Consider the following 14,081-nt stretch of genomic DNA (forward strand, 5'->3'; position numbering starts at 1 on the left):
AGTGAGGCGAATTTCGTAATTAGTAATTTTACTGACCGCTTCATAGAAAGAGACCATAGCAACGAGCTATGGTCTCTTCATTTTATCTAGGTTCTTCATTATTTATTGAGAAATGGATCTATTTCGTGACCCTCGCTGATACTGGCAGCCTATTTGTAATTGTGCTATCGTTCCTCGTTAGCTTAATTCAGTAAAGCCTACATACTCTATTCCAACGCTAAAAATGCTTGCTTCATTAGTGTGATTACTTTTTTTTGCTTTTGAACTTTTCAACCAGTTTTAGAAATTCAGGTGTCGTCTTTACACTAACAATCCCAAGATCCTTGGGTAGATTTTCATCCTCAACTATTTTAAAACTTAATATAAACTCCGAGAATGAATTTGCTACTAAGTAAACATTATTCCATAATTCTTCTTCTGAGGGGTCGAAGTGTTCTTGGTCATGATCCCAAAAGTAAATTTTTCCCCATACATCCTCAGTAACTCCAATGCAAAGTTGATCCCCACCTGTAATATCCGCAAAAGGTATCATTTTTTCAGGCATTCGCCCCAGATAACATTCGATATTACTGATTAAATCGTTATTGTTATTTTGCAGGTTATAAAAATAGCCCAGTTCCCCTCGTTCATTGTGCTTTGGTATGTTGGTTATTAATGAATAGCTTATTGGATGATTGTAGTTTATTCTCCCATATGTCAAAAGAAACTTTTTATAATCTTGAGGCAAGCGAAACCCATATTTCTGTTCAATTGAAATAACTAAATTATCAGAGTAAATACCACCTTCATTAGTGATTCCTACCTCTAATAATTTCTGTTTCACCTTTTCAAAACTACTTTGCATCTTTATTCACTCCACCTATTCAGATACATTTACTGGAAATATTTTACCACAAATTACTTACTCTTAACTACGCTAATCTGTCCGTTACTTTAATGAAACCAGGGAGCAACTGCCGCGTGGCAATCTGCTCCCTGGTTATTCCGTTATCGTTAACCGATAGCTTAATGACGTTTTTAAATCGTTTAACGTTAACTCTTATAAATCGTGAGATATCTACTTTCATATCTTAACTTTATGTAACCTCAAGATGAAGACTGCTGCCACAATAAAGAGGGACAACATTAGAAAAGCAAGCCCAAGCACGCTTCTCCCAGCTGCGTACAAAGCTGCTGAAGCTACAACGAACACAACCAATTTAAGTGCCGTTCGAAAGGGGAAGGAGAAGATGGATAACGAAGCCTTAGGAGAGAGAAACACCCCCCAAAGAATTGCGACGACCAGTGGTGAAGCGATTACCAGCATGATTTTGACCGCACTTCCTGCCTTGATATGATAACCCCAGTATCCAAACGCAACCATTGCTCCTAGCTCCAGCAGGAAAAATGCGGTGAGGATGATAACACCTATCGATTTCACTTCCATCTGCCTCCCATTCCAATTATCCGGTGTATTGCTTCGCCTTACACCTATATAGAACTCCTGTGATGATTGCTTACGCCCGATCGATCCGTGGTATGCTGGGCTATCGTTCTTACGTTAGCTTAACTTTAAATCCTTCCGTTATCCCATGTGAAGTCACTTTGGAAAGGAAGTACAAATTTGATTGAATAAGGGATTTATGTAAGCGACATATGGAATAAAATAGAACCAGACCAAGATTACCTAATACTCGCCAGTCAGCGTGAGGGGCATTTAGAAGCTAATTTATGTGGAAATTCACAGCTTTGGTCCGAGGTGATCCAAGCGCAAATTAAAGAGCTTCGCAAGGGGAACTGATACCCGTGAAGAATGTTAGCATTAGGCGGTTATGTTAGCAATACGTGCTTATCGTTTTCGGAGAAAGTGAATATGCCTGTATAGTCATTGTGTAAGAGATGCCCTCCCAGTGTTAAATCATGTCGGAGCTGTAATAGCCAGGCTACCCAGACTTTTGTCTAGGGGAGTGAGTGACCAAGGACCGGTTTAATTATCTTACGAGCTTGCTATGATGAATATATAAACTTATTTCGAATTTCACAACTGTATGATCTTGCAAGAAAAATCGAGACGGACACCATTTTTTTGTGATATTTACATTGAAATAAAATTGAACCTGTTGAAGGGGTTTTCATGGAGAGAACGTATATTATCGTTTCGCAATTCACAACGGAAATATACCAAGTCATTCACACCGCTTGTAGAGTTTCTCGATAAACAGAAATTGCGAATCGGTAATCGGTACACAATAAACGCCAGCGAGAGTTACATGATTAACCCACTAACATTCAAGTGGTTACAGAATTCTAAGGAGGATCAATAGTGAAGAAGAAAATACTAATACTAAAGAGAATAGGTTATTGTTTGGGGGGAATTGTAGGACTTTTTGTATTAGCTGCTTTAGTTGTAGTGATCAATCACAAAATCCATTTGAGCAGGGAAGATTCATTAGTTAAACCTATGGGGCAAACGGTTTCAGTAGGTGGACATAAAATGAGTATCTATACAGAAGGTCAGGGAAATACCACCCTGGTATTTCTGGCAGGAGGCGGAACAGCCTCGCCTATATTAGATTTTAAAAGCTTATATTCTCGATTAAGTGATAGATATAAAATCGCAGTACCAGAAAGAATAGGGTATGGTTACAGTGATGTTGCGGACGTTCCAAGAGATCTTGATACCGTATTGGAGGAGGACAGACAAGCATTATTATTAGCCGGGTTGAAACCTCCTTATGTATTAGTTCCTCATTCTATTACGGGATTGGAGTCAGTTTATTGGGCACAAAAATATCCAAAAGAAGTATCTTCCATTATAGGAATAGATGTAGGTACTGTAAATGCTTATTTTGACCCCAGTTTGCCGAAAGCTTCTGATTTTATACCTAAAATAAAGATACTGGCATTTGCAGAACATATGGGAGTAACTCGTTTTATCCCATCCATGGTTAAAAGCGAAGCGGCAATATCGGCAGGAAACTTGACAGATCATGAAAAAGATATTTATAAAGCAATATATTATAGGAGAACGAATACACCACCGATGATACAAGAGCTAGTGGATCTTTTGGATAATGCTCATAAAGTAGATGCATTGCCACCACCACAGTTACCAGTATTGTTTTTCATATCGAATGGTGACGGAATTGGTCTTGGTTATACTAAAGAACAATGGCAAGGGTTCCAAATATCTTACCTTTCAAAAATTGCTAATAGCAAGTATGTATTAATGGACGACTACGGACATTATCTTCAAGATTTTGCACCTGATTTACTTGCACAGAAAATCAAAGAATTTATACCAGCTAATTAACTGATGTGCGTGAAATTTGGCTTCCAAATAGTTGCTGGTATATGGGAGGCAACGTGATGAGCACGAATCTGCGGTTCCGGTTTCGCGAATCAAAAGCCAATTTAAAACCTTACAATGAAAAAGTGATTAGGATTCGAGATGCTAAACTTGACTTTATTGAACTATAGCTAAATATACCATCTAGGTGAAGCTGCCGTTTAACGCGGCAGCTTTGTCATGGTGTAATTTATTGCGCTATCGTTACCAGTTAGCTTAGAAATTTATTAAACACTGTAAACACAGATTGAACAGATAGGGGCGCTCAATTCATCCCATACCTGATCATATTCATCGACGTCCTTCAATTCAAAACAGATCCCCTCGATATTTGGCATCTTCACAACATACGAATCTTGTGTACAGTTACCGAAATGTTCTTCGATATCCGATATTGTATCACCGAGTCCAATAAGCTTTGCATACTTCCCAAGGAAACCGTCAATTGCCATAATCTGAAACGTCTTATTCTCTTCATCCAACCAAAACCACAATGTGGACGTCTTAACCACGATGCAGTTGGATCTTTGCTCACTTTGATAATCCTCAAGCATATTTAGTAACTGCTCTGCCTTCATACCGATTTGAAATGCTCCTATGCTTTCCCCTGGTACTACGTCTCCATAACGAAAAATATCCATTTAGATCACCCAATAAATGTGTCTTTGTTTCATTTTACCATTAAACAAATCTGCCCGTTAGCAGGGTGAAGGGCCACCTTCCATCATGCATGCATATTATATTGTTTGTATGGCAACCACCGATAGTCAACAAATGACTCCCCAGAATTAAGATAAGTGAATGTTCAAAAAGTAAACACTCACTAACGAATTCTATTTTCCACTAACGGACTTTATTTTCTTTGATCACAAGCTATCACAGCATCCCAGCTCATTTTTTTAATTTTACAATTTAAGTAAAAAGTGATATCATATAAATATCACAACGATATACACTAGGGAGGGTTTTCAACGTATGAAAGAAACGAAAACATGGGCACTCAATGGCTTTATCGGCTTACTCTTATTTTTCGCCGCGCTCGGGCTAGGTATTTACAGTTTCACACAAGAGAGCTTTTTAATAGGGGCTATTTTGATCGTAGTTAGCATCATCTCCCTCACGACAATTAATGTCGTTCAGCCGAATCAAGCCTCGGTCATTACTTTTTTCGGGAGCTATCTAGGGACGATTCGCAAAAGTGGCATGTGGCTCGTCATTCCTTTCTCTTCACATAAGAAAATATCGCTGCGTGTTCGCAATTTTAACAGTGTCAAATTAAAAGTGAATGATATCGATGGGAATCCGATTGAAATTGCTGCTGTGATCGTGTTCAAAGTCGTTGATACGTACAAGGCTTTGTTCGATGTAGATAGTTATGAGAAATTCGTAGAAATTCAAAGTGAGACTGCACTACGTCATGTGGCCAGCAAGTACCCATATGATCGTTACGAAACAGAAGGCTATTCGTTAAGAGGGAATGCTGATGAGGTTGCGGCTGAGCTCAGCACAGAGCTTCAACATCGTCTTTCCGTTGCAGGTGTTGAGGTGATTGAGTCCCGTTTGACTCACCTGGCCTACTCCACCGAAATTGCCAGCGCCATGCTGCAGCGTCAACAAGCCTCTGCGATTTTATCAGCACGCTCCATCATTGTCGAAGGCGCCGTGGGGATGGTTCAACTGGCTGTCGAACAATTGGAAGCGAAGGGCTTGCAGCTTGACGAGGAGCGTAAAGCTGCCATGATCAACAATCTTCTAGTTGCGATTGTGTCTGATCGTTCAGCAACGCCGGTCATTAATACCGGAACGTTGTACTAACGGAGCCATGTTATGGCTCCCAAGAAGAATTTCCCGCTTCGACTAGATCCGAAGCTGCACCAAGCTCTTGAGCAGTGGGCAGAAGACGAATTTCGAAGTGTTAACGGACACATTGAATATTTACTCCGCGAAGCGCTCCTCCGTTCGGGACGGCTCTCCAAAGTTAGTCTAGCTCAGCAAACGAATGATGAAGTAGACAACTAACAACAAAAAAACTTACATGTCATAGACATGTAAGTTTTTGTTGTTTTCTTAAGTTGTAACATCAATCGCTGGTGCCGAAATAGTCTGTGGTGTAGTAATCGTAGAATCCGTGTTTGAGAAATCAGCAACTTCGAGAACGACAGGTGTGCCTGCTGTTGCTAAGATCGTGGCTAGAACCAATGAAGCTGTTGTTAACGTAGAGAGACCCTCCTGTTGTAACACACCATTGACATATACGTTAATGTAACCGTCAGTAGGCACTGCTGGTAGAGAGTTCGCGTCTACGGGATTTCCATTATCATCTAAGAAATCATCTGCAGGAATGGTTGTTACCGCACCGCCAATCATTCCTCCTGTAATCACTGCATTAAATCTTGTAACAGCAGGATCTACGGTTGTTGTCACAACACCGCCCGAAGCTACTGGAGCATTAGCCAACGCAGCTGTAATAAATAGTTTAATAAGTGAGGCTGCCATCTAATTCACCCCCTTCCCGATCTTCGCTTATATATGCGAATGCTTTGCACGATGATGGGAACACCTTTTTCAGGCACATCCTTCGATGTTAACGTTAAAGAGCCTTTTTCTATTTGATAGAGCGTGCTAGGCTGGAGTACACCATTAACGAAAACTTGTGCAAAAGTAACCGCTTTGGGATCAGGAATTGATTGAGCGCCATAACCTTTGGTCCGATCCTCTTCCGAATAGCAACGCTTGTCTCCATCTGAAATGGCGTAATAGAAATAAGTTTTCGATACATAGTCAGCTTTACGTACCCGTTCTTTGCTCTTTTTCGACTTTCGGACAGTAGTTCCAAGACATTTTCGCTTCCGGATATGAATCACCTCACAGACCACTCATAGATTAGGATATTCTATGCGAGAAACTTTACCTTAAATTGGATATTCATCTCAGTACGTATCCCCATTTATAACAAACAAAACCCCCTAATCATGGTGATTAGGGGGTTTTCTAAAGTTTTAGTTCTGCACTTCGATTCCGTTCGCGTTGATATAGCCAATACTATTTTGATCCTTACGCTCAACTTCTCCCTGATACAGGATGTTCCCCGTTTGCAGCTCAATGATAGCAGCGGATGGTTTGGGACGACCAGACATGAGTAGATACAATCGATCCTTCTCTACTACGCTATAATTGACTCTGCCCCACTCTTTCTGAATAGCTTGCAGCGGTAATTGCACATCACGAATCACTTTATTCTCCGCTACATGTACTACCATGACGTGAGTGTCTTTATTTTCCGAGATAGCGGCCAGTGATAGCTCCTGATTGGCAAACTGAATAGACATCCCCATCGAGTTATCCTCCATCAAAAAACTATGCAGTGGCTCACTCTGCAGTGTCCGCCATTGTCCGTTCCAAATATCGTATACTCGAATTTCCCGGTTTACTAACCCTTCATTTCTCTTTACGGTCTGACTTTCGACCTTATCTATGATTTTATTTTCACTGCGATCAAATATCGCATATTCACTCGGGCCAAGCTTACCTTTGTCCGATATATACCATGTAGTCGTTCTTATCCCATCGGCCTGTGTTTCAGCAGTCAAGATCTGCTCGCTGTTCAGCAAGCTTTTGTTTGTTAGATCAATCGTATACATATCGTATCCAACATGATAAAACTGCGGATATTTGTCAGATCGCATACGATTAACGAGCACCTTCATGACCTGATCTTTGACCTGGACGTCATGGATACCTATATATTCATCGTTTTTCTTGTTCGTACGAATTTGAAATGATGATTCCACTTGGTCCATTTTCCCCATTATTGAGATGGTTAACCTATTAGATTGCTTCTTGGATACATCATTGTGCGCTTCGGTATCTACATACGCCAGTACCTTATCATCCTCATAAAAGGCATTCATATCATTCTTCCCTCGCATGAAAGAACGTTGCTCTTTGACAAGCCGTTTTAAATCATCCTCATAGTAAGATTCCGCATCAAGCCTTTCCAAATAGGAGAGTTGCTCGACTTCCGACTCGCTCCCTTTCGTAGAAACTGTTGTCGTGATGCCATCCATATTTACCTTAATTCGCAGCCCAGCAGCATCGCTTTCTAAGCCTTTCATCGTTTTCAACACAAATTCCTGCTTCTGATCACTAGTACCTGACACATAATACGTTCCCATGGCTATTACACAAAAAGGTATCAGTGTAGCAAGCAGCCAGTATCGTTTCATGCGTGCACCTCCTTAGCATTGTCTTTGAAAGTTTTTCATGAGAATTTCGAGAATTCGAGAATTTACACCGTCACCTTTTTTCTCAGTAAATAAGAACTAAATCCGATTGAAACGGCGATCATACACAGTCCGATGAACACCTGCAACAACACGATTTCGCTTGGAAATAATGGAAGCGTAATTCCTAATTGACTTATTTCTTGTGGCAAAATGATCACGATCAGAACCGCTGCACCGTACAGAATACCCGCAACAATGCCCTTCCAACGATAACTTCGTTCCAACAGTATGGCCGTGAAGAGTACAAAAACCCCTAGAATCCCAGCTCCATAATACAAAATAAATTGCATAACATAGCTTGGCATAAACAAATTCAGCAAAGGATCTCTTCGGATCAGTTCCCCTATAGAAACCGTTACTCTTAGTTCAGCTGGAATGATGGCAAGGAAGGAGGCCAATTGAAGCGGAATCACCACAAATTGTAGGGAGACATAACCAAATACAAACAGCACAATTGCACTTAACTTAGCGAAATATACGTTCATTCGTGATGTTGGCAACATAAGTAGTCGATATGCAAACGTATTCCGGCCGAACCATTCCTTGTACCAAATCATAAAAACATAAAGGAGTAGAACGATGGCACATAAACTGATGGCTCCTTCGTACCAGACCGAATGAAAAATATTAATAAGATTCAATTTTTGAAAGTTTTCCGCGTATTGCGCTTCTGTTCCACCATTTCTGTCTACCCAAGCATGTGCATCACTGAGATAGGATTGGACTGTAAGCCAAATTCCCACAAACTGAGATACTACTAACAGAAGTGCCAAGGCACCATATAGTTTGCTAAACCGTACAAGTTCCCAGTTCAACAACTTGATAAAGAATTTCAAGTCACATACACCTCTCTCATGACATCCACAACGGACTTTCCTTCATTCGTTCGCATTTCCTCTGGATAAAACTGTTTGCGAACCCGCCCTCCATCCAGCAAAACAACTTTATCAATCAAATGCTCGATATCTTGAATTTCGTGAGTTGTGATCAGAACACCGCGGTCTTCCATCAAATGGCTTGTGAATACGGCTGTAATTTGTTCGCGACTGAACATGTCAATCCCCGAGAATGGCTCGTCCATGAGTAAATAGTCTGCGTCCAAAGACAGTCCTAGCAGCAGATTCGCCTTCGCAGAGTTTCCTTTGGACAAGCTCGAAAGTCGATCCTCAGGATTCAATTTGAAAAAGGTGATCAACTCTTCCGCCCGCGCTTCATTCCAGTTCCCATAGAAATCCTTCATAAATAGCATGGCTTCTTTAATTTTCATATGTGAAGGCATAATTAAAGTATCAGGAATAAAAACAACCTTCTCATACGTCTTGGTAGTTGGAATCTGACCATCCACACGAATGACTCCACCTTGAATGGAGGTCAGCCCCATGATCGCCTTCATAATCGTAGATTTGCCCACGCCGTTTATCCCAATCAAACAGGTGATTTGGCCTTTCTCCGCGGTAAAGGAAACGAGATCCAACACATTTTTCCGACCATATCGCTTCACAAGTCCATCCACTTCGATCATTCCGAAACCTCCCTTACGCGTTCTGCCTCATACTTTTCTTTAACAACACGCAATAATTCATCCGTTGGCAGCCCAATCTTGCTTATGGATTGAACGAACACCCCAACGGCTTCTTGAATGAGTTCTTCACGAATGGTATTCAAAATGTGCTTATCCGTCGTTATCCGACTCGGTGAATTACCAGCAGTTGTAATCAACTTCTGCTCCTCCATTTCTTTATAAGCCTTCTGTGCGGTATTCGGATTGATTTGAAGCAGCCCTGCTAGCTCACGCCGCGACGGAATTTCTTGTCCGCCTTTCAGCCTGCCTGTGGCCATTTCCTCTTTGAAATACCTGACAACCTGCAGATAAACGGGATCGCGATTATTAAACGTAATGTTCATCTACCCATCTCCTATGTTCCTTTCTAGGTAAAACTGGAATTATTTAGTGTGTGTACTAACTAGTTCATACACTTTAAGTGTACTATACTACCCATACACTTATTCTGTCAACATCTGGATTTCCCAAAAGTTCTTCCTTCGTTTTTTCACACCTATGACATACCTGACTAGTTACATGCAAATAATAGAAAGTAGGATTACGTTTCTAGAGAGGAGGCCATCATGAGAGTCAATCTTCCACCAAAAGACAAGGATAATCAGGGGTTTTACGAGAAAATGCGAGGACTGCCAGGTGCAGTTGTACAGCTTGTTAAACAGCAGGCCGCCAAGTTCATGATTTCCTCAGAGCTTGCTGAACATGGGTCATCGACTCCCAACATCGAAATCCCTCCTGCCACACAAGCTAGATTAGAAAAAGCGTTGCATCAACAAATAGCCTTACAGGAAGGAGGCGTCTTATCTCCCTCACCCACTGTTCAAGAACAACAGATTGTGGAACAAATCGTTGCCCTAACTAAGATCAATAATCGCAATAACGTGACACGTACACAAGCCTACTGGGCTTGTTATCGTGATTATCCCGAGTTGCATTGGGCCTTGTTAGCCCATATGGTTTCCCGCAATGGCGGCTGGTGCATGACGGATTTACGTGGTGAACTTATGCCACACCTGTTGAACAACGATGCCACGGCGTATATATTTTCCTTTCTTGAGCGCGCGAATGCCCTCATTTTTCAAGATGCTTACCCGCAATTATTGCTCTATGCTGAAAGCAAAAAAAGGCGGATTAACCTATTTCACCTTCTTCCGCATTTACATATATCCGCTTGGATGCTCCCCATCTGGCAGGAATTCTGGCTTCATCAAGATTCGGCACTGCTCACCTTAGGTCTGATTGTCAATGAGCAGCATTATGTCGAAGAACGTGTTGTTCAGAATCCGCTCTACAAACAAACGGTCTTAGATACCGCTCTGTTCAAAACACAAGCCTGGCTGCAGCTCAATCATGTCGGATTCCCTTTTCGTTCCACATCCATGGATCCACCTCAACCCCATCTTGCTGGCCTTATTCTTGAAAATTTCTCAAAGCTCTCCGAACGCATCGAATTCGGCAAAAGCTTATACGCGATCCTGTTTGGAGCTCCAGGTGTGCTTCAAGGCGCTTTAGCTTTCGCGTCTGCTACTCCACACACTGGCTCTCGTTCCGACTACTGGCCTCATCTATTCGCCCCCATACGAAAAACCCCTCCTGATCGCAAATATCAGGAGAGGCTCGATGGCTACAGCCTTAAGAAAGGAGCTGCGCCGTTCTATAGTCCCCCGCTTCACTCGGCATGGCCTGACAGGCCAATGGCTCCCGTTGAGCGAGGTGATTGGTTAAAGCTTGAACATGAACCTTTACAGCATATTAGCTCGATGAAGGTTCCAAGTGCTTACGATTTGACACAAGATCTGTGCCTAGGATTAAGTAAAATTGAACTCGCTGTTCTAAGTGCACAAGCGATTAAGAAGATCATTCGCTAACAAGCGGGATGCGATTACGAACGTCGGAGCAAACGACTCGCTTTCCCAATGAGCTTCTGTATGGGTGATGGAAAGTTCTTCACATCATCCTTCGTCACCACGCGCGTAACCATAAGCATCAGCGGATACAAAGCCACTGTTAATCCGCAGATCAGCACCGCTTGGATACCTTGATTCAAACGGTACCAAGAAAATGGCACCACATAGTTGTGCGTCACCCATTCCGCTGCAAAGCCAAGAACGCCGATGACAATGATTGTTATGAGAAGTCCACCGAATCGACGCCCCAGAATCGTGAACGATACTTCCTTACGGAGCGTGCGTAAATTCAGCCATGACATCGCGATAAAGCAAAGTCCTGTTGAAATGATGATGCCGTATATGCCAAACCAATGCCCGAGAACGAAGCTGCCAAGCAGCTTAATTGCGATGCCGACACCAACATGAGCCATTAGTGGCTTCATCCGTCCCATCCCCATCAGAACGGCTCCTGAGGTCTGCATCACGATCTGGAACATTGCGCCTGCCGTCAGCAAGGAGATCATCGCAGGTCCATGGGCGATTCCATAAGCGGAATCCTCATACCCAAACACGAAGAAGTCGATCGGTCTAGCCGCAATACTGATCATAAGTACAGCAGGAAGACCTGATAGAATCGCAAGCTGTAACACGCGCGTCGTCTGCTGTCCGACCTGTTTCAAATCTTTACGCGAATACGCTGCTGAAATAATAGGTACAACGGATTGACTCAAGGCGATGGCCAAAATAATGGGAATCCCCGCGAGTGATTGCGCGCGTCCACCAATGATCCCGACTAAGCCTAGGGCCTCCGCGGCACCGATCTTATCTTCAAGCAACGGGATAATCATCGAGGTATCGATCGCATACACCAGTGTTACGGTGACGGAGAAAACGACGATTGGGATCGAAAGCTTTAGCAAGCTTCGATAAATATCCCGATACCTGAACATTTCAGCTGGTTGATCGCCTGTACCTGTCGCTCCGATCTGCTCTGCAGCGGCTTGTGATACTGCCCCGATGGATTGACGTGTTTGCGCATCATTTCGCTTCAGCTTCATAGCGTAATACAGCATGACGGCAAGTGCGGCAACACCTCCGACAACGCCTCCGAAGGAAGCCCCTGCCACACCCCAGCCCAGTGAAATATTGAGCAAGAAATAGGCAAGTAAAATGGACGTAATCAAGCGGAATATTTGTTCCACTACTTGCGAAATACCATTGGGCATCATATGTTGTCTGCCTTGGAAATAGCCGCGCATAATGGCAATAAGCGGGAAGAACAGCATCGCTGGTGCAATGGCTCTAGTCGCTAGCGTAGCATCCGGTCCACCGTGCGAGATATTCTCAGCATAAATAGGTGCGAAGACGTATAACAGTACCGTCATCCCAACGCCAGCCACGACAGCAAACCAAATTGCTGCCCGATAAATCCTTTGTGCTTCTTGCGGTCGACCGATGGCTCTCTTCTCGGCAACCATTTTACTTAATGCACTCGGAATACCCGCTGTTGCGATAACGAGCAGGATGGAATATAAATTAAAAGCAATGGAATAGCTGCCCATCCCTTTTTCCTCAAGCAGATGTACCAGCGGTATTCGCTGGAAAACGCCGAGAAACCGCGCTACAAGCGCGGCCACGGTGAGAATGAGCGTCCCTTTTACAAGGGAATCTTTGGTTACCTTCGTCAAGTCCGTTCCTTCTCTCTCTTACAGTTTTCTTACGTCCTTCTAAGCCTCAAAAGATCCACAGGAAGAAAATAACAATCATAGCCAGCTGCAAAACAATTTTCACCACAGAGCTGGCAAAAAAACCAAGCACAGACCCAATTCCTGCGCGTATAGCGTTTTGCCAATTGGTTCCGGCAATTAATTCACCCACTACGGCGCCGATGAATGGTCCTAGGATGATCCCGAATGCTGGAATCACGAAAGGACCAATGATTAAACCAATGGTGCTTCCAACGATTGCCGGTTTCGAGCCTCCGAACTTTTTGACCCCTAAGGCACTAACCGCATAATCCGCCACGATAATAATAATGACAACCAAGGTCTGGATCAACCAGAACCAGAAGCCGAAGTGCTTCCAAGTGATCAGCCAACCATAGATGAAAAAGGCAGCATAAATAGCTAGTACACCAGGCAGGATTGGATAGACGGCACCCACCATTCCGATGACAAATAAAAGAATAACGACAATCCAACCCAAGGTAATCATGCGCAGTTCATTCCTCCATGTTAGCGTGAATGTGGAGCTTAGTCCTGGGCTAGGTGAGCAGGTAAGTGCGAATGACTTGCGCGACAGCATCCTCATTGTTCGTCACTGTCGTAATATCAGCGATCCGTTTCACTTCATCTTGGGCATTTCCCATAGCCACACCTAATCCTGCTTCACGAATCATCGCAATATCATTTTCGCTGTCGCCCATAGCAATTACCTCGGACATCGCAATGCCCAGAAGTTGGCATACCGTTTCAACACCCGTTGCTTTGCTGATCCCGAGCGGATTCAGTTCCAAGTTCGACGGGTGTGAATTGGTGATTTCAAGCGTCCCCCAACTCGACACCACTTCGCGAATGCGTCGCAATTTCTCAGCATTGTCTGTGAAGTAACCGAATTTTAGCCATTCATGCTGATTCAAATCTAATCCTTCACTTTCTCGATTGAACACACCCGCTACGGAATACGCCCACCACCAGCAGTCGTTTTCCACCGCTATCTGGTGCAGATTACGTATCGTTTCAATCGGTACTAGCGTTCGTTTCAGCAACGTATCTGGAGACGCCCACACTTCACTACCGTTTACCACAACAAGGGGTGTTGAGAGCCCCAGCTCTTTAATGAAAGGCATAGCACTGATGGCACCGCGTCCCGTGGACATGATCACCACTTTACCTTGTTCAGAGGCTTCGCGAATCGCCGCTTGATTCTCCGCAGATATTTTCTTGTCCTCGTTCAATAAGGTGCCATCCATATCAAGTGCGATTAATTTGTAGTTACCCATTGGCGTCAACTCCTGT

General features: G+C 43.2%; 16 protein-coding genes. 4 read left to right on the forward strand and 12 right to left on the reverse strand.

The genetic code is table 11. The features are described from left to right. Window positions 1–244 precede the first annotated feature (244 nt). Complete coding sequence (locus tag GC096_RS04785; protein ID WP_171629152.1) at window positions 245–844, reverse strand: SMI1/KNR4 family protein; 600 nt, start codon at window positions 842–844, stop codon at window positions 245–247. 219 nt (window positions 845–1,063) lie between these two features. Further along, a complete protein-coding gene (locus GC096_RS04790; protein ID WP_171629153.1) occupies window positions 1,064–1,426 on the reverse strand; it encodes a YrdB family protein in 363 nt (120 codons plus the stop codon). An 876-nt stretch (window positions 1,427–2,302) separates the two neighbouring features. Between GC096_RS04790 and GC096_RS04795 the strand changes: the two genes are divergently transcribed. Continuing rightward, complete coding sequence (locus GC096_RS04795) at window positions 2,303–3,292, forward strand: alpha/beta fold hydrolase (RefSeq protein WP_216626030.1); 990 nt, start codon at window positions 2,303–2,305, stop codon at window positions 3,290–3,292. A gap of 263 nt (window positions 3,293–3,555) precedes the next feature. On the opposite strand, the gene GC096_RS04800 is transcribed toward GC096_RS04795, so the two are convergent. Beyond that, a complete protein-coding gene (locus GC096_RS04800) occupies window positions 3,556–3,969 on the reverse strand; it encodes a hypothetical protein (protein WP_171629154.1) in 414 nt (137 codons plus the stop codon). 334 nt (window positions 3,970–4,303) lie between these two features. Here GC096_RS04800 and GC096_RS04805 point away from each other — a divergent pair, with 334 nt between their 5' ends. Together GC096_RS04805 and GC096_RS04810 are read left to right on the forward strand one after the other, a co-directional pair. Next, window positions 4,304–5,143 (forward strand): SPFH domain-containing protein, encoded by an 840-nt coding sequence (locus tag GC096_RS04805; RefSeq protein WP_171629155.1) that lies wholly within the window; start codon window positions 4,304–4,306, stop codon window positions 5,141–5,143. 12 nt (window positions 5,144–5,155) lie between these two features. Continuing rightward, window positions 5,156–5,347 (forward strand): type II toxin-antitoxin system antitoxin, encoded by a 192-nt coding sequence (locus GC096_RS04810; RefSeq protein ID WP_171629156.1) that lies wholly within the window; start codon window positions 5,156–5,158, stop codon window positions 5,345–5,347. A gap of 48 nt (window positions 5,348–5,395) precedes the next feature. On the opposite strand, the gene GC096_RS04815 is transcribed toward GC096_RS04810, so the two are convergent. The 6 genes from GC096_RS04815 to GC096_RS04840 all read right to left on the reverse strand — a co-directional run bounded on the left by GC096_RS04815 (window position 5,396) and on the right by GC096_RS04840 (window position 9,519). Then, window positions 5,396–5,824 (reverse strand): DUF4183 domain-containing protein, encoded by a 429-nt coding sequence (locus GC096_RS04815; protein WP_171629157.1) that lies wholly within the window; start codon window positions 5,822–5,824, stop codon window positions 5,396–5,398. A gap of 5 nt (window positions 5,825–5,829) precedes the next feature. Continuing rightward, a complete protein-coding gene (locus tag GC096_RS39305; protein ID WP_171629158.1) occupies window positions 5,830–6,192 on the reverse strand; it encodes a DUF4183 domain-containing protein in 363 nt (120 codons plus the stop codon). Between the two features lie 135 nt (window positions 6,193–6,327). Next, on the reverse strand, window positions 6,328–7,554 hold the full coding sequence (locus GC096_RS04825; protein WP_171629159.1) for a hypothetical protein: 1,227 nt from the start codon (window positions 7,552–7,554) through the stop codon (window positions 6,328–6,330). 62 nt (window positions 7,555–7,616) lie between these two features. Beyond that, window positions 7,617–8,450 carry a hypothetical protein gene (locus GC096_RS04830; protein WP_171629160.1) on the reverse strand — a complete coding sequence of 278 codons (834 nt, stop codon included), beginning with the start codon at window positions 8,448–8,450 and terminating at the stop codon, window positions 7,617–7,619. After that, window positions 8,447–9,136, reverse strand: a complete 690-nt coding sequence (locus GC096_RS04835; protein WP_171629161.1) for an ATP-binding cassette domain-containing protein — start codon at window positions 9,134–9,136, stop codon at window positions 8,447–8,449. The genes GC096_RS04830 and GC096_RS04835 overlap by 4 nt, the downstream gene beginning before the upstream one ends. Continuing rightward, window positions 9,133–9,519, reverse strand: a complete 387-nt coding sequence (locus GC096_RS04840; protein ID WP_171629162.1) for a GntR family transcriptional regulator — start codon at window positions 9,517–9,519, stop codon at window positions 9,133–9,135. The genes GC096_RS04835 and GC096_RS04840 overlap by 4 nt, the downstream gene beginning before the upstream one ends. Window positions 9,520–9,741: 222 nt before the next feature. Between GC096_RS04840 and GC096_RS04845 the strand changes: the two genes are divergently transcribed. After that, window positions 9,742–11,043 carry a DUF2515 family protein gene (locus tag GC096_RS04845; RefSeq protein ID WP_171629163.1) on the forward strand — a complete coding sequence of 434 codons (1,302 nt, stop codon included), beginning with the start codon at window positions 9,742–9,744 and terminating at the stop codon, window positions 11,041–11,043. A gap of 14 nt (window positions 11,044–11,057) precedes the next feature. Here GC096_RS04845 and GC096_RS04850 read toward each other — a convergent pair whose 3' ends face one another. The 3 genes from GC096_RS04850 to GC096_RS04860 are packed head-to-tail and all read right to left on the reverse strand — an operon-like array spanning window position 11,058 to window position 14,065. Then, on the reverse strand, window positions 11,058–12,752 hold the full coding sequence (locus tag GC096_RS04850) for a putative polysaccharide biosynthesis protein (RefSeq protein WP_171629164.1): 1,695 nt from the start codon (window positions 12,750–12,752) through the stop codon (window positions 11,058–11,060). A gap of 46 nt (window positions 12,753–12,798) precedes the next feature. After that, on the reverse strand, window positions 12,799–13,278 hold the full coding sequence (locus GC096_RS04855) for a DUF456 domain-containing protein (protein ID WP_171629165.1): 480 nt from the start codon (window positions 13,276–13,278) through the stop codon (window positions 12,799–12,801). 49 nt (window positions 13,279–13,327) lie between these two features. Beyond that, entirely contained in the window at window positions 13,328–14,065 is a 738-nt protein-coding gene (locus GC096_RS04860; protein WP_171629166.1) for a Cof-type HAD-IIB family hydrolase, read from the reverse strand. Window positions 14,066–14,081 lie beyond the last annotated feature (16 nt).

It is taken from the genome of Paenibacillus plantarum (assembly GCF_013141695.1).
GTDB lineage: Bacteria > Bacillota > Bacilli > Paenibacillales > NBRC-103111 > Paenibacillus_E > Paenibacillus_E plantarum.

Bases quoted from the DNA above. Each gene is read 5' to 3' on its own strand.
- GC096_RS04860 (WP_171629166.1), bottom strand. From the start codon at position 14,065: ATGGGTAACTACAAATTAATCGCACTTGATATGGATGGCACCTTATTG.
- GC096_RS04790 (WP_171629153.1), bottom strand. From the start codon at position 1,426: ATGGAAGTGAAATCGATAGGTGTTATCATCCTCACCGCATTTTTCCTG.
- GC096_RS04810 (WP_171629156.1), top strand. From the start codon at position 5,156: ATGGCTCCCAAGAAGAATTTCCCGCTTCGACTAGATCCGAAGCTGCAC.
- GC096_RS04805 (WP_171629155.1), top strand. From the start codon at position 4,304: ATGAAAGAAACGAAAACATGGGCACTCAATGGCTTTATCGGCTTACTC.
- GC096_RS04855 (WP_171629165.1), bottom strand. From the start codon at position 13,278: ATGATTACCTTGGGTTGGATTGTCGTTATTCTTTTATTTGTCATCGGA.
- GC096_RS04840 (WP_171629162.1), bottom strand. From the start codon at position 9,519: ATGAACATTACGTTTAATAATCGCGATCCCGTTTATCTGCAGGTTGTC.
- GC096_RS04815 (WP_171629157.1), bottom strand. From the start codon at position 5,824: ATGGCAGCCTCACTTATTAAACTATTTATTACAGCTGCGTTGGCTAAT.
- GC096_RS04785 (WP_171629152.1), bottom strand. From the start codon at position 844: ATGCAAAGTAGTTTTGAAAAGGTGAAACAGAAATTATTAGAGGTAGGA.
- GC096_RS04845 (WP_171629163.1), top strand. From the start codon at position 9,742: ATGAGAGTCAATCTTCCACCAAAAGACAAGGATAATCAGGGGTTTTAC.
- GC096_RS04800 (WP_171629154.1), bottom strand. From the start codon at position 3,969: ATGGATATTTTTCGTTATGGAGACGTAGTACCAGGGGAAAGCATAGGA.
- GC096_RS04835 (WP_171629161.1), bottom strand. From the start codon at position 9,136: ATGATCGAAGTGGATGGACTTGTGAAGCGATATGGTCGGAAAAATGTG.
- GC096_RS04825 (WP_171629159.1), bottom strand. From the start codon at position 7,554: ATGAAACGATACTGGCTGCTTGCTACACTGATACCTTTTTGTGTAATA.